The 16475-nt window shown below is 74.4% G+C and carries 4 protein-coding genes; all 4 read right to left on the bottom strand.

Features of this window, described 5'->3' with window-relative positions:
• Positions 1–57 precede the first annotated feature (57 nt).
• The 4 genes from KY49_RS14950 to KY49_RS14935 all read right to left on the bottom strand — a co-directional run bounded on the left by KY49_RS14950 (position 58) and on the right by KY49_RS14935 (position 16464).
• Complete coding sequence (locus tag KY49_RS14950) at positions 58–6678, bottom strand: SDR family NAD(P)-dependent oxidoreductase (protein WP_042585433.1); 6621 nt, start codon at positions 6676–6678, stop codon at positions 58–60.
• On the bottom strand, positions 6671–14629 hold the full coding sequence (locus tag KY49_RS14945) for a type I polyketide synthase (RefSeq protein ID WP_042585432.1): 7959 nt from the start codon (positions 14627–14629) through the stop codon (positions 6671–6673). The genes KY49_RS14950 and KY49_RS14945 overlap by 8 nt, the downstream gene beginning before the upstream one ends.
• 1 nt (position 14630) lies before the next feature.
• A complete protein-coding gene (locus KY49_RS14940; protein WP_052495709.1) occupies positions 14631–15431 on the bottom strand; it encodes a thioesterase II family protein in 801 nt (266 codons plus the stop codon).
• 97 nt (positions 15432–15528) lie between these two features.
• Positions 15529–16464: an aspartyl/asparaginyl beta-hydroxylase domain-containing protein gene (locus KY49_RS14935; RefSeq protein WP_042585431.1), complete on the bottom strand. Its 936-nt coding sequence runs from the start codon at positions 16462–16464 to the stop codon at positions 15529–15531.
• Positions 16465–16475 lie beyond the last annotated feature (11 nt).

Genomic DNA, 16475 nt, shown 5'->3' with positions numbered 1-16475 from the left:
CCTCCCCATGCCGGCGGCGAAAGTCAGTTGCCGGGCGCACCGCGCCCGGATGCCCGGTTATTCGGCTTGCAGATCCTCCAGCAGCTGTTCGAGCGAACGCTCGCCGGCCGCGAGCCGCGCGGGCCGCGAACAGTCGCGGTGCTCGAACGGATACGCCGGCAGCACGACGCGCCGGTATCCGGACCCGGCGAAGCCGGCCTGCCAGTCCACCGGGCGCGCGCCGGCCCAGAGCGCGCCGAACGCGCGCCGCCACGCGTCGTCGTCGAGGCCGGCGGCTGCATCGAGAAAGCCCGTGGCGCGGCCGTTCGCATCGCGCAGCGCGAGGAAGCCGCCGCCTTCACCGCGTTCGTCGCCGTCGGCCGCCCGCAGCGCGATCCGCCCGAGCCGCTCGGGCGCCGGCGCAGGATCGGCGGCCATGAAGCGGCGCGCGGCCTCGTCGAGCGAGCACTCGCGATAGACGGCCGCCGCCGCGAGCCACATCCGGCCGCGATAGACGAGCTCGTCCGGCTCGACACCGAACGCGGCCACGCAGGTGGCGAGCGCATGCAGCACGCAGAACCACGCCGCCTCGGGCACGGCGTCGATCCGGCCGGCCGCGTGCCCGCCCGGCTGCGCGGCGAGCGCCGCGCGCGCCGCCGCGAGCGCGGCCGCGAAACGGGGCTCGCCGCGCCAGCCGGCCGGCGTGGCGGCGGGCAGCGCGGCGCCGGCGACGAAGCGCAACGCGAGCGTGTCGATCACGGCGGGCGCGCCGGCCTGCCCGCGCCGCAGCCGCGCCGCCGTCGCGCGCAGTTGCGCGATCAGGTCGGCGAGGCTGTCCGGATAGAGGCAGACGGCGTGCTCGAAGCGGCGCCGGCCGGCCAGCGTCGTCGCGCAGAGATCGGCGAGCGCGTCGGCCGCGCCGAAGCGTTCGAGATGGCGCGCATGGCGCTCGCACAGGCGCGCGAGCGCGGGCAGCGTGCGCGCCGACACCGCGAACGCGCCGCGGCCGTCGCGCGCGGCCGGCCGCGCCGGCGGCGCGGCGACGATCAGGTGCGCGTTGGTGCCGCTGAACCCGAACGAGCTGACCGCGCAGGTCAGCGCGCCGTCGTCGCGCGCGACCAGCGGCTGCGGCGCGGTCGGGATGCGGATCGCGCGCGGGTCGATCTCGAGGTGGGGATTGAGCGTCTGCAGGTGCAGCGTGGGCGGGATCATCCGGTGCCGCATCATCAGCAGCACCTTGATCAGCCCGGCCACGCCGGCCGCGCTTTCGGTGTGCCCGATCGCCGACTTCACGGCGCCCACGTAGAGCGGATCGGCCGCGTCGCGACGCGCGCCGTAGGTGGCCTTCAGCGCGGCCATCTCGATCGGGTCGCCGAGCGGCGTGCCGGTGCCGTGCGCCTCGACGTAGCGGACCTCGGACGGCCGCGTGCCGGCCCGCGCGAGCGCGGCCTCGATCAGGCGCGCCTGCTGGCGGCTGCTCGGCGCGGTCAGCCCCTGGCCCTGGCCGTTGTGATTGACGGCGCTGCCGCGGATCACGCCGTGGATCGTGTCGCCGTCGGCGAGCGCGTCGTCGAGGCGCTTGAGCAGCACCATCCCGCAGCCGTCCGAGCGCACGTAGCCGTCGGCGCCGGCATCGAAGGCGCGGCAGCGGCCGGCCGGCGACAGCATGCCGGCCTTCGACAGCACGATGTTGTTGGCCGGCGAGAGGATCACGTTGACGCCGCCCGCGAGCGCGACGCGGCAATCGCGCTCGCGCAGATGCTGCGCGGCCACGTGCACCGCGACGAGCGACGACGAGCAGGCGGTGTCGATCGCCATGCACGGCCCCTGCCAGTCGAACAGGTGCGCGATGCGCCCCGGGATCGCGCTGACGTGATGGCCGGGCCCCATCAGCCCGACCAGCGCCTTCGCGTGGCGCTGCGACAGGTCGGCGAAATCGGACGGGCCGGGGCCGATGAACACGCCGGCGCCGTCGGCAAGCTGCTCGGGCGTGTAGGCGGCCGATTCGAGCGTCTCCCAGGCCACTTCCAGCGCGATGCGCTGCTGCGGATCCATGTACTCGGCCTCGCGATCCCCGATGCCGAAGAAGCGGTTGTCGAAGCCGTGCACGTCGGCGATCTGGCCGCCGTCGTTGGCGACCATCTTGCCGTCGTCGGCCGAGCCCGGCGCATAGAAACGCGACACGTCCCAGCGCGTGCCGTCGAACGGACGGACCATGTCGGCGCCCGCCAGCAACTGGTCCCAGAACGTGTCGACGTCGTTCGCGCCGGCCGGCATCCGGCACGCCATGCCGATTACGGCGATGTCGCAGCGCGCGGCTTCGGCGCGCGGCGGGACGGGCAGCGCGGCGGCCGGGGCCGCCGCGTCGTCCGGTCGTGGCCGCGGCGGCTGCGGCGACTGCGGTGCCTGCGGTGCCTGCGCGGCGTCGCGCGCGCGCAGGTCGTCGAGCAGCCGCCGCGACACGGCGGCCACGCTCGGGCAGTCGAACATCAGCGAGACCGGCAACGACAGCTGCAATTGCGCGGCGAAACGGTTGCGCAACTCGACCGACAGCAGCGAATCCATGCCGAGCTCCAGCAGCGAGCGCGCCGGGTCGATCGCGTCGCCGGCGTCGATCGCCAGCACGTCGCGAACGGTGGCCTCGACGTGCGCCTCCATCTGCTTGCGCGCGGCCGCGTCGGTCTGTTGCAGCAGCGCGCGCACGAAATCGGCGAGCCGGTCGCCGGCCGGGCCGGCGGGTTTCGCGGCGGGCCGGGCCGCCGCCCCCGAGACGAGATCGAACAGCGGCTGCGCGGTGCGCTCGGCCAGGTAGTCGGCGATGCGGGTCCAGTCGAAGCGCGCGATCACGGCCTCGGCTTCGGGGCGCGCGAGCGCGGCCTCCAGCGCGTCGAGCGCGGCCTCCGGCTCGAGCAGCACGAAGCCTGCCCGCTCGATCTTCTGCCGCACCCGCCCGGCCGACGCCATCCCGGCTTCGGCCCACGGGCCCCAATGGATCACCGTCGCCGGCAAGCCGCCGGCGCGGCGCGCGCGGCCAAGCGCGGCGAGGAAACCGTTCGCGCCCGCATAGTTCGCCTGCCCCGCCGAGCCGACGATCGCGGCCACCGACGAGAACAGCACGAAGCGCTCGACGCCGGCCTCGCGCGCGATCCGGTCGAGGTTCAGCGTGCCGGCCACCTTCGCGCGCATCACGCGTTCGAAATGCGCGTCGGTGAGATTCTGCAAGGGTGCATCGTCGAGCACGCCCGCCGCGTGGAAGATGCCGCCGAGCGGCAGGCGCACGGCGGCGAGGCCGGCGCGCAGCGCGTCGTGGTCGGCGACGTCGGCGCGCACCCACGTGAGCGGCACGCCGGCGGCGGCCAACGCGTCGCGCGCGGCGCACGCATCGGCATCGTCGGGGCCGCGGCGCGAGACCAGCACCAGTTCGCCGGCGCCGGCGCGGCCCAGCCGGCGCGCGAGCGCGAGCCCGATGCCGCCGAGGCCGCCCGTGATCAGGTACGCGCGGTCGCCGCGCACAGGCGCGTCGCGAACCGCATCCGCCACGTTTGCCGCATCCGCTGCATCCGGCGCGACGACGGCCAGCCGCCGGACGTGGCGACGCCCGTCGCGGATCGCGACGTCGTTCTCGCCGTCGCCCGCGTCGAGCGCGAGCACGATCTGCGCGGCCCGCACGGCGCCGTCGGCGCGCGCGTCGAGATCGACCACCCACGGCCGCCAGTGCGGCTGCTCGAACCCGAGCGTCTTCGCGAAGCCGGCGACGACGCCATCGGCGACGTTCGGCGTGATGCCTTCGTCAGCGTCGCCGACGCGCTCGACGCCCTCGGTCACGAAACCGACCCGCAGGCCGGCCGTATCGCCGAGGCCGAGCAGCGTCTGGCCGATCACGCACAAGCCGCGCGCCGTTTGAGCCGCGTGGCGCGCCAGCGCGGCCTGCCGGGCGGTGCCGTCGAGCCCGGCGCGTGACGGCGCGAGCCAGAACAGCAGGTCGACGGGGCCGCCCGCCGCATCGAGCGCGAGCGCGGCGAGCTCGCCGGCCAGCACGCCCGCGTCGCGCCAGCCGGCGGGCAGCGCTTGCCATTGCACGCCGGGCGGCAAGGCTGCCGCGTGCTGCCAGTCGCCGGGCTCGGCCAGCACGATGCGGCGCCGCGCGGGCGCCGTCTCATGCGCGGTATCGGACGTCGGCGCGGCGGCCTGCCAGACCAGCCGGAACTCGGCCCCGCCCTGAAGCGGCGACGCCTGCAGCTGCGCGACCTTCGCGTTGCGCGGCCAGTAGCGCCGACGCTGGAACGCATAGGTCGGCAGCACCAGCCGGCGCGGGCGCGTCGCGCCATACAGCGCGGACCAGTCGGGCGACAGGCCCGACACGTAGAGCGCGGCCCACGCGCGATCCCACGAGCGCGACGCGGGCTCGCGCGAGAACAGGGCTTGCGACGCGGGGCCGGCGGGCAGCGTGGCGTCGCCGATCTCCAGCCAGCGGCCGGCGGCCAGGGCGCCCTCGGCGACGTCATGCGCGGCCGGCTCGTCGGCCGGCATCGCCAGCCAGTCCCGGCGACGCGTGGCATCGCGCCAGGTCTCGACGCGGCTCGCGCCGCTGCCGGCGTCGACCAGCGCGACGTCCGGCTGCGCGAGCGGCCAGCCGGCCAGCGCGAGATCGCGCGCGCCGGCATCGAGCGGCAGCCACGCGAGCACCGTCTCGACGCTCACCAGTCCCGCGGCGGTCGCCGCGACGAGGCGGCCGCCCGAGTCGCGCCCCGCCACCGCGTCGGGGCGCAGCCCCGCAGCCATCAGCGTCTGGAAGATCGCGCAGCCCGTCAGGTAGGCCAGCGCGTCGTCGCGCGCGGCCACGCCGTCCGGCGCGAGCGCGGCGAGCGCGTCGAAGCGTTCCGCGAACGCGCCGCTGGTCTGCTTCAGTTGCTCGACGACCACCGCCGGCGCGGCGTCGAACGCGCTGAACACCCAGCGCATCCCGTCGACCGGCGCCGCCTTCGCGCGCTGCGCCGATGCCTCGGCGCGGGCGGCGGCCCGCGCGTCGATCGTCGCGTCGAGCGCCGCGCGCAGCCCGGCGATGCCGTCGGCCGTCAGCGCGACGCGTTCGCGGAAATGATTGCGGCCCACCTGGCTCGTGTAGGCGAGCGCGTCCCAGTCGGGCTCGACCCCGGACTCGCCTTCGGCCAGGTAGTCGCGATAGCGCAGCAGCAGCGCGTCGAGCGCGGCGGCGCTGGCGGCCGACACGGCGAGCACGCGCGGGCCGCGCGCCGGCGGCGCGCCGGCCGCGGCCGGCGGCACGTCGCGCACGATCAGGTGCGCGTTGGTGCCGCTGAAGCCGAACGAATTGACGGCGCCGTAGCGCGCGCCGGCCGCGCCGCCGAACGGCGCCTCGGAGAGCGCGAGCCGCACGCCGTCGCGCAGCGTGATGTGCGGATTGAGCCGCTCGAAGTTGCGCTGCGGCACCACGCGGCCATGCGCGACGCAGAGCGCGAGCTTGATCAGGCCGGCCACGCCCGCGCAGGCCTCGGTGTGGCCGATCTGGGTCTTGACCGAGCCGATCACGAGCGGCGCGTCGTCGCGGCGCCCGTCGCCGTAGACGGCCTGGATCGAGTTCATCTCGATCGGGTCGCCGAGCGGCGTGCCGGTGCCGTGCGCCTCCACGTAGCTGACGCGCGCGGCGTCGAGCTTCGCGGCGCGCAGTGCGTCGCGCATCAGCGCGATCTGCGCGGCCGTGTTCGGCGCGGTCAGCCCCTGGCTGCGGCCGTCGTGATTGACGGCCGAGCCGGCGATCGCGGCCAGGATCGGGTCGCCGTCGGCCAGCGCGCGCGACAGCCGCTTGAGCACCACCACCGCGCAGCCTTCGCCGCGCACGTAGCCGTCGGCGCGGTGATCGAAGGTCCAGCATTGCCCGGTGGGCGACAGCATGCGCGCGTTCGAGCTGACGATCGACGCTTCCGGCGACAGGATCAGCGAGGTGCCGCCCGCGAGCGCCAGCTCGCATTCGTCGTCGAGCAGGCTGCGGCAGGCGAGATGCACGGCGACCAGCGACGACGAGCAGGCCGTGTCGATCGTCATGCAGGGCCCGTGCACGCCGAGGATGTAGGCGAGCCGCCCCGCCGCGATGCTGAACGCCTCGCCGGACGCGTAGTACGGCGAGTGCCGCGCGTCCGCGCCGGTGACATCGGGCGCGTTCAGGTGCAGGTAGTCCTTGTTCATCATGCCGACGAACACCCCCACCCGGCGCCCGTCGAGCGACGCGCACGCGTGGCCGCTGCGTTCGATCGCCTCCCACGCGACCTCCAGCAGCAGCCGCTGCTGCGGGTCCATCGACTCGGCCTCGCGCGGCGAGATCGAGAAGAAATCGGCGTCGAAGCGGTCGACTTCGTCGACCAGGCCGAGCGAGCGCGTATGGATGCGCCCGCCCGCCTCCGGGTCCGGGTCGTAGTACGCGGCCATGTTCCAGCGCTCGGACGTCATCTCGCGGATGCCGCTGCCCGCCGAGCGCAGCAGCGCCCAGTAGTCGTCGGGGCCGGCGACGCCGCCCGGCAGCCGGCAACCGACGCCGACGATCGCGATCGGTTCGGCGGCGGGGCCGTCCTCGACCTGCTGCTGCTTGAGCTTGAGCGCGAGCGCCATCAACTGGTTCTTCGACAGCCGGGACAGCCGGCTCAGGTATTCGTCCTTCCAGCCGGCGGACGACGCGGACTTATTCACGGATGAACTCCTTGCCGAGCAACGCGGCCAGATCGTCGTCCTGCAATCCCTCGATTTCGGCCAGTTCGGCATCGACGGGGGCCACGGCGGGCGCCGGCGCGGCGGACGCCGCGGGCGGCGGCACGGCCAGGCCGTTACCGGCCAGCACGTGCGCGGCCAGCGCGTCGAGCGTCGGATGATCGAACAGCAGCGTCGCCGAATACGCGATGCCGAGACAGTCGGCCAGCGCATCGCTCAGCGCGACGCTCATCAGCGAATCCATGCCGAGCCCGCTCAGCGGCGCCGCCGGCGCGATCGCGTCGGCCGGGATGCCGGTGATCGCGGCGATCTGCTCCGCGACGAAGCGCCGCGCGAGCGCCGCACGCTCGGCGGGCAGCGCGCCGGCGAGCCGCTGCAGGTAGGAACCGGCGTCGGCCGATGCCGTCGCGGCGGCGCCGCCCTCCGCCTTGGCCACCTTCGCCGCGAGCGGGCGCAGCAGCACAGGCAGGCGCCGCGCCTGCGCCAGCGCGTCGAGCCGCCAGTGCACGACGCTGCACTGCGCGTCGTCGATCGCCAGCAGCGCGTCGAACCAGCGCGCCGCATCGGCGGGGTCGAGCGGGTCCGCATGCAGCCGCGCATAGGTCGCGTCGGGCTGCGCCACGCGCGCCAGCATCCCGGTATCGCGCCACGGCCCCCAGTTGATCGCCGTGGCCGGCACGCCGCGCGCGCGCAGCGCATGCGCGAAGCTGTCGAGCGCGGCGTTGGCGGCAGCGTAATTGGCCTGGCCCGCGCCGCCGAACAGCGCGGTGATCGACGAGAACAGCCACACGAAATCGAGCGAGGCGGCCGGCAGCGCGTCGAGCAGGTGACGCGCGCCGTCGAGCTTCGGCGCCGCCACGCGCTGCAGCCGCGCGGCGTCCTGCTCGACGAGGCGCGCATCGTCGAGCACGCCGGCCGCATGCACGATGCCGCGTATGCGGGCCTCGCGCGCCAGCGCGCCGACCACGGCCGCGACCCGCGCGGCATCGGTCACGTCGCAGGCCACCCATTCAAGGGCGGCGCGGCGCGCGTCGAGCGCCGCGAGCCACGCCGGCGGCTCGGCCGGCACGCCGCGCCCGAGCACGACGATGCGACCGGCGCCGCGCGCATGCAGGAATTCGACGACGCGCCGGCCGACGCCGCCCAGGCCGCCCGTCACGAGATACGTGCCGTCGCCGGCGATCGCCATCGGGCCGAGCGCGTGCACCGGCCCGAGCGCGCGTTGATGGCAACGGCCGGCGCGCAGCGCGAGATGGTCGGGCCAGCGCGCGGCGTCGCGCGACGCCGCGTGGTCGGCCGCGCGCAGCACGGCATCGGCATCCGCCGCGTCGCACCGGCCGGCGTCGAGATCGACGAGCGTGACCGCCTGCTGCGGCGCCTCGGCCTGCAGCGTGGCGCCGAGCCCCCAGAGCGCCGCGCCCGATGCGCCGGGCGCCTCGCCCGCCACCGGTTGCGCGCCGCGCGTGACCAGCAGCGCGCGATGCAGGCGGCCGGCGCTCAGGCCGGCGACGAAACGGACCACGGCCAGATCGGCGGCCGCCGCGCCCGGCGAACCGGCCGGGTGCACATGGATCAGGCCGAACGGTTCGGCATGGGCGGCCGCGTAATCGAGCAGACGCCGCTCCAGCGCCGCGAGGCCGGCCGCGTCAGCGCCGGCGAGGTCGAGCCGCTCGACGCGCGCGCCGCGCGCCGCGAGCGCGGCGGCGAACGCGTCGCCGGCCGCCGCCGCGTCGCCGACGATCAGCCACGGCCGGCCGGCTTCGTCGGCCGACGCATCGGACGGCAGGTCGACCGGCTGCCAGCGCGGCGCATGCAGCGTCGATGCGGCGGATGCGGCAAATGCGGTGGTCGCAGCCGCGCTGCCGACCGCGCCGCCGAGCCCGCGACGATCGACGCGCGCGAAGCGCACGCCGTCCATCTCGCAGCACGGCGTGCCGCGCGCATCGGTGATGCGCAGGTCGGCCTCGATGCCCTCGTCATGCGCACGCACGCGGCAGACCACGCGCGGCTGCGCCGGCAGCGTGCCGTGCCAGGCCAGCCGCTCGACGCCGGTCGGCAGCAGCAGGTGCGCGGCGTCCGCTTCGAGCGATTCGAGCGTGGCGGCCAGCACGGTCTGCAGGCAGTGATCGAGACGCCACGGCGCGGCCGCGTAGCCGGCCGGCTCGGGCGTGCCGCCGGCCACGAGGTCGGCGCCGATCGTGTCGCCGGCGCGCCGCAGCCAGGTGATGCCGCGGAACGGCGGCGCATAGTCGTAGCCGAGCGCGGCAACGCGCCCGTAGAACAACGCGCCGTCCATCGCGACCGCTTGCGCATCGGCCGGCGCCGCGATCGCGGGCGCGGCCGTGCCGGCGGCGAGCGGCTCCGCGCTGGCGTGCGCATGCGCGGTCCACGCGCCGTCGGCGCCGGTCGCGCTGCGCACGCGAATCGCCGCGTGGCCGCCCTCGGACGGCTCGGCCGTCGCTTCGAGCCGGTAGGCCGTGTCCTGGGCCAGGCGCAGCATCTGCTCGAAGCGCAGCCCGCGCAGCACGACGCCCGCCGGCCGGCCGAGCCAGCGCAGGCCGGCCTCGATCGCCAGCCCGAGAAAACCGCCCGCCGGGAACACGCTGTGGCTGCCGATCACGTGCGACCACGGCGCGCGGTCGAGTGCCGGATCGACGCGCACCTCGGTGCGGGCGGCAGGCGCGGTGCGGGTGGCCGGCGCGCCGTGGGTGGCCGTCTTCACGGCCGTGCCGATTGCCGCGTCGGCCGCCACCGCTGCCGCCGCCCCGCTCGCCTCGCGCGCCCGCGCGCCGATCGCCGGCAGCCAGTACGACTCGCGCTGGAAGCGGTAATGCGGCAAGTCGTCGAGCGTCGCGGCGCTCTCGTGCGGGTAGGCGCGCCAGTCGACCGCAAGCCCGGCCTCGCTGGCCTTCGCGAAGATCGCGGCAAGGCCGTGATGGTCGGCATCGACGAGCGCCGGCAGCCACTGCACCGTGCGCGACGGCGCGGCGGCTTGCGCCATGCGCGTAAGGATCGGCTTGGGACCGATCTCGACCACCAGATCGACGTCCTGCGCGAGCAGGCTGCGCACCGATTGCTCGAAACGCACGGGCTGCCGGATGTGATCGGTCCAGTAGCCGGCGCCGAGCGGCCCGGTGTGCACGTCCCCCGTCAGGTTCGAGATCAGCGTCGCGCGCGGCGCGGCATACTCGATGCCTTCGGCGACCGCGCGGAAGGCGCTCAGGATCGGCTCCATCAGCGGCGAGTGGAACGCGCGCTCCACCGGCAGCGGGAACGCCGCGATCTGCCGCTCGCCGGCCAGCTTCACGAGGGCGTCGAGCTGTTGCGGGTCGCCCGCCACCACCTGGTTGCGCGGCCCGTTGAGCGCGGCCACGGCCAGCCGGTCGAAGCCGCGCAGCAGCGGCTCGATCTCGGCGAGCGGCGCGAGCAGCGCGACCATCGCGCCGCGCGCGGTGCCCTCGTGCATCAGCTCGCCGCGCCGGCTCAGCAGGCGGATCGCGGCGGCCTCGCTCATCACGCCGGCATAGCACGCCGCGCCGAATTCGCCGACGCTGTGGCCGAGCACCACGCTCGCCTCGATGCCGGCCTCGCGCAGCAGCAGCGCAAGGCTGTGCTCGACGCAGAACAGCGCCACCTGCGTGTAGCGCGTCTCGTCGATGCGCGCGCGCGGCTCGCCCCACATCACGTCGAACAGGTCGAACCCGGCCTGCTCGCGTACCAGCGCCGCGCAGCGTTCGAGATGCGCGCGGAACACCGGGCTCGCCTGCGCGAGCCGGCGCGCCATGCCGTGATACTGCGCGCCCTGGCCCGTGTACATGAACGCGATCCGCAGGCCCGCGCGCGGCGCGTCGGCGGCAGCGCCGCCGTCTGCCGGCGCCGCCGCCAGGCGTTCGCGCAGCGCGTCGTGCGAATCGAACGCGAACGCGACGCGCAGCGCATGCTGCGCGCGGCCGGCCGTCAGCGTGCGCGACAGCGCGGCGAGATCGAGCCGCTCCCGGCGCGCGTCGACGTACTCGGCGAGCGCCGCGAGGTTCGCGCGCAGCGCGGCGGGCGTGGCGGCCGAGACGACGGCGGGCAGCGGCGACGCCGGCGCCGGCGCGGCGGCGTCGCCGGCCTCGGGCGTGACGAATTCCTCGACGATCAGGTGCGTGTTGCTGCCGCTGAAGCCGAACGAGCTGACGCCGGCGCGGCGCGGCCGACCCGGCGTCGCATGCCACTCGCGGGCCTGCCGCGCGATCTCGATGCGCCGTTCGTCGAGCTTGAGCAGCGGGCTCACCGCATCGACGTGCAAGTGCGCGGGCACCACGCGATGCTGCATCGCCAGCACCACCTTGACGAGGCCCGCCATGCCCGACACGGCCTCGGTATGCCCGAGGTTGGTCTTGACCGAGCCGACCGACAGCGGCGCGGCGCGCTCGATGCCGGCGCAGTACGCGTCGTGCAGCGCCTGGATCTCGACCGGATCGCCGAGCCGCGTGCCGGTGCCGTGCGCCTCCACGTAGTCGACGTCTGCGGGTGCGCAGCCGGCCAGCGCGAGCGCGCGGCGGATCACGTCCACCTGCGCCTGCCCGTTCGGCGCGGTCAGGCCGTTGGTGCGCCCGTCCTGCATCAGCGCGGCGGACTTGATCACGGCGTGGACGCGGTCGCCGTCGGCGAGCGCGTCGGCCAGCCGCTTGAGCAGCAGCACGACGCCGCCCTCGCCGCGCACGTAGCCGTCGGCGCTCGCATCGAAGGTCTTGCAGAGACCGTCGGGCGACAGCATGCCGGCGCGGCCGTACGCGACGCTCAGCGACGGCCCGACCATCATGTTGACCGACGCGGCCACCGCCATCGCGGCGCCGCCGTCGAGCAGGCTGCGGCAGGCCGAGAAGATCGCGCTGCTCGACGACGAGCAGGCCGTGTCGATCGTCATCGTCGGCCCGCGGAAATCGAAGCAGTACGCGAGCCGCCCGGCCGCCGTCGACAGCGCGGTGCCCGAGCCGAACCACGCGTCGATCTCGCCGAGCGCGCGCTCGCGCAGCGTCAGCGCCTCGTAGTCGTGCGTGTACGCGCCGAGGAACACGCCGACGTCGCGCCCGGCCTGCGTGTCCGGGTCGATGCCGGCCTGCTCGAACGCCTCGTGCACGAGTTCGAGCAGCAGCCGCTGCTGCGGATCGAGCGCCTGCGCCTCGCGCGGCGTGATGCGGAAGAACGCGGCGTCGAAGCGGTCGAGGTCGGACAGGAAGCCGCCCCGGTGGATCTGCGGCAGCGCCGGCGCCAGCGCGGCCAGCTCGTCGCGGTATTCGCGCCAGCGCGCGTCGGGGCGCGGGCCGATCACGCAGCGGCCCTCGTCGAGCATGCGCCAGTAGGCCTGCGGCGTATCGATGCCGCCCGGGAAACGCAGCGCGATGCCGACGATCGCGACGTCGGTGTCGCGCGCGCCGCCCGGCGCGGCCGAGGGGCTCGACGCGGCCTCGCGGCGCGGCTCGTGCGCCGCCGCTGCGGCCCCCGCGCCGGCTCGTGCCGGCCGAAGCCGCGCGTCGATATGGCCGGCGATCGCGCGCGCGCTCGGATAGGTGAAGAACGAGGCCGGATCGAACTCGATCGAGAACGCCGCGCCGAGCAGCAGGCGCAGCTCCATCAGACCCATCGAATCGAGGCCCAGCTCGCGCAGCGGCCGGTCGGCCGCGAAGGCCTCGGGCGTGCGCATGATGCGCCGGATCGCTTCGGCCACCACGTCGAGCGTGCCGCGCTCGCGGCCATGCTCGCCGGCGGCGGGCGCCGGCTGCGCACGCGCCGCACGGAACCGCGACGACAGGTCGTAGCGGATCAGCACGCCGTCGCCGCCGTTGTCGACGTCCTCGGGGCGTGCGCCCGGCACCACGCGCTCGATCGTCGCGCCATGCAGGTGGTGAAAGCGCAAGAGCGGATCGACCGGCTGGCCGTGCGCGTCGCGCAGGCCGATATAGCGCGCCATCGTTTCAGACTGCGAAGCGAACGACAGGCAGCGCGTGATGCCGTAGACGGTTTCGACGCCGGCCGTCAGCGCGGCGAGGTCGAGCGCGTGTTCGAGCAGCTGATCGCCGAGCGCGAGCGACTGGAAATCGGGATGCACGCTGATCGCGAGCAGTTGCCAGTAGCGGCCGTCGGCGACGTGCGCGTCGGCATAGTCGGCGTGCCTGACGCGCAGCACCGCATCGAGATCGTCGATGCGCTGCGTATAGAGCACACCAGCGAGCACTCCGGCCCCCTGCCCGCGGTATTCGACCACGAACTGCCCCTCGGCGAACGTGCGATGGCGCCGCTCGATCGCGGCGCGCGACAGCCGCAGCGGCTCGGGCCAGCAGCGCGCGTCGATCTCCAGCAGGGCCGGGATATCGTCCGGCGTCATCGCGCGGATCGCGAACGGTTTCGGGTGGACGCGCTGCAGGACGATCCGCGAGAACGGCGTGACCGTCGGGTAGCGGCGCAGCGAATCGCGGTCCGGATAGAGCCCCGCGCTCGCGAGCGCCTGGTGGAACGTGCCGGCATCGACGAGCGCCTGGCGGGACAGTGCGTGATAGAAGTCGAAGCTGAAGCTCTCGGTCTGGCTGAAATACTCACGCGTGAGCCGCACCGGCAACGCGAACACCTCGAGCACGATCAGCCCGTGGCGGCCCATGATGCCGGCCCAGCGTGCCAGATGCTCGCGCAAGTCGCGCGCGACGCGCGCCGAAGGCAGCCAGTTGCCGCGCGCGTCGACGTACACGTGATCGTCGCCGGGCGGCTGCGCCGCGTCGGCGGCCTCGGCCGTCAGGTCGAGCGGGCGGTCGTGATCGAGGAACGAGCGCACGTGCAGGATCGCGTCGGGATCGTCGATGCCGTGCTCGCGCAGCACGTCGAGCAGCGCCCGCGGCTTGCCGATGTCGGCGTGCACCAGCAGGTGCGGCAGCCCGTCGAGCGTGCGGCCGGCGGCGTCGAGCGAGCGCTGGTTGTAGTCGGCGCCGATCATCAGCAGCGGATGCCGGTCGAGACAGCGGCCGCGCGCCGAGCGCGTCGCGATCGCCGTGTACAGATGCCGCAGCAGCGCGCCGTCGCCGCAACCCATGTCGACGATATAGCGCGGCTGCGCGTCGATCGGCTCGCGGTCGAACAGCTCGACCACGAGATCGGCGAGATCGCTGAAATACTTGCCGTGCTGGAAGCCGCTGCCGATCACGTTGAGGGTGCGGTCGACGTAGGTCTCGTGCCCGTCGGCGTCGCGCGTCAGCACACGGCGCGGGTCGCCGCAGATCAGTTCGGGCAGCGCCATCAGCAGCGGCCGGTACGAAGCGGTCACGCCCATCGTCAGCGCACGCTCGCACAGATGCCGCCCGCGTTCGTTCAGCGCGAGCGGCCGCGCCGGTACGGCCGGCGCCAGCAGCTGCTGCGCGTCGAGCCAGTCGCGCAGCATCGCGTGCAGCGCCGGATGCACGCGCGTCGCGAGGTTCGCGCCGTCATCGCCGTCGCCACCGTCGCCACCGTCACGCCCGGCGCCGCGTTTGGCCAGCGCGAGCAGCAGCGGCACGGTCAGCGCGCCGTCGAGCAGGCGCGCCCAGTCGGCGTCGCCGGTGTCCCAGCCGCGCGCCGAGCGCGCCAGCCACGGCGCGAGCTGCGCCGCCTCCACGCCGTCGCGCAGACAGGCGTCGAAGTCGATCCGGTAAAGCGCATCGATGCCGTCGGGCAGCGCCGGCAACGCACGAAACCGATCCGTCATCGCATAGGTTTCCTGATCGTCCGACGTGACGCAGTCGAGCGCGTGCAGCGCGCGAAACGCGAGGCGCAGGTAGCCGGGGTTCGCGCGCAGCGCGCCGCCGAGCCGCGTCACGCCGACGGGGCCCGCTTCGAGCGCGGCGAGGATGCCGAGCGCGCGGCAAGCCGACAGCAGCGGGACGGCGGCAAAGCCGTGCAGGTAGGTGTTGACGAGTTCCAGCATGTCATGTACCCCGCGTCGACGCCGCATCCGACCGCACGACGCCATCCTCGACGGCATCGACGATCAGCCGCACCAGCGCGGCGCGGCTTTCGTTGATGAAGAAATGCCCGCCCGGCAGCCATTCACAGGCAGCGTGCCGCGACGTCTGTGCGGCCCACGCGCGCGCGGCATCGCGGCCGACCAGATGGTCCGACGTGCCGTTCACGCACAGCAGGTCGCATTCGAGCGGCGCGCCGGCCCGGTAGCGATAGCCGTCCATCGCGATGAAATCGGCGCGGATCTGCGGCAGCAGCAGCGCGAGCAGGTCCGGATTATCGAGAATCGCGGACGGCATCCCGCCGTAGCCCTGCAGCAGCTGCACGAAACGCGCGTCGTCGAGGGCCTCCACCGGCACCGGGCGCGGCGCGCGCGGCAACTGCGGGGCCTTGCAGCCCGACACGATCAGGCTGCGCGGGCCGGCCTCGCCGCCGAGCCGGCGCGCCACCTCGAACGCGACCAGCGCGCCCATGCTGTGCCCCCAGAACACCATCGGCAGATCGCCCACGGCGGGGCGCAGCGCATCGGCCAGGTGCGCGACGATGTCGTCGAGATCGGTCAGCGGCGGCATCTGCCGGCTCGCCTCGCGGCCCGGCAGCCGCGCCACCAGCGGCCGCAGTTGCGGCGGCAGCGCGCGGCAGAACGCGTGATAGGCCGACGGCCCGCCGCCCGCATACGGGAAGCAGACCAGCGCGGCCCGCGGCGTGAGGCCCGGCGCCGGATCGATCGGCGCATGAAACCAAGCATGGATATCCTGACCAGCCATCAGACGCTCCCCACTCCGAGCCGCCGCTACGCCGCGGCGGCGGGCACATCGAACCGTTCCGCGGCGGCGCCGGCCGGCGCCGCGCGCGGGCCGCGCGTCACGAGAACACCGGCACCGTGTCCCAGGTGCCCCAGTCCTCGATCCTCGGCGCCGTGATCGACGCGTCGGCATCCCAGTAGCGCCGCAGCGCCGGATCGCGATCCTCCTCGGCGAAGCGCTGCGCGAGGAACGGCCGCATCGGCTCGGACATGCGGAACTCGCAGAGGATGTCGCGCACCTCGCGCTTGCGGAACATGGCCTGCAGCGCGTCGCGCTCGATCTCGCTCAAGTCCGGATGCCACGTGTCGATGATGAACACGAGGCGGCTCTTCGGGCCGTTCCAGGCCTCGTGCTCAAAGCAGTCCTCGAACACGATCGATTCGCCGACCTGCCATTGCTTGCGGATCTCGCCGACGCGCAGCGTGCAGTCGGCGTCGACGATGATCCCGACGCTGTAGCGCAGGCGCAGCGAATCGACGCTGCAGTGCGCGCCGAGATGGGTGTTCGGCTCCTGCCACGACAGCAGCGCCTCCGAGAACGGATGCGCGATGCCGCAGCGCGGCAGCCCGGCGGCGATGCGCTTCAGCTCGGGGCAGTGCATGGTCATGAACGGCAGCTGCGTGCCCATGTACCAGAGCGGATAGATGAGCCACGCGCCGTCGGTCACGACGCCGCCCGTAAACGACAGCACGCGGCTGCGCAGCCGCAGCGCCTCGTCGCGGATCGCGGGCGTCGCCGCGCGCAGGTAGTCGGCCACGGGGTCGCCCTCCGGGCTGCGCATCGGCCGGTTGTCGAGGCCGGGGAAGATCGGCAGGAAGGTCGGATGCTGCTTCGGCAGGCGCTCGCCGTGCTCGGGCCGCGCCATGCGCAGCAGGAATTCCTTCACGCGATCGAGCTCGGGGCCGCCGTCCATGATCCGCCGGTAGCATCCCCCCTGCTTCATCACGTCCAGTACGGCCCTGCGTATCGTCAGGTTTTTCTCGAACGGCGACATGTCCCCTCCTT

It is taken from the genome of Burkholderia sp. MSHR3999, assembly GCF_000833595.1.
GTDB lineage: Bacteria > Pseudomonadota > Gammaproteobacteria > Burkholderiales > Burkholderiaceae > Burkholderia > Burkholderia ubonensis.
The sequence above is the reverse complement of the archived record's forward strand: the minus strand, read 5'-3'. Positions and strand labels throughout refer to the sequence as shown.

Excerpts from the sequence above, each read along its gene's own strand:
- KY49_RS14945 (WP_042585432.1), bottom strand. The coding sequence starts at position 14,629 with ATGCTGGAACTCGTCAACACCTACCTGCACGGCTTTGCCGCCGTCCCG.
- KY49_RS14940 (WP_052495709.1), bottom strand. The coding sequence starts at position 15,431 with ATGGCTGGTCAGGATATCCATGCTTGGTTTCATGCGCCGATCGATCCG.
- KY49_RS14935 (WP_042585431.1), bottom strand. The coding sequence starts at position 16,464 with ATGTCGCCGTTCGAGAAAAACCTGACGATACGCAGGGCCGTACTGGAC.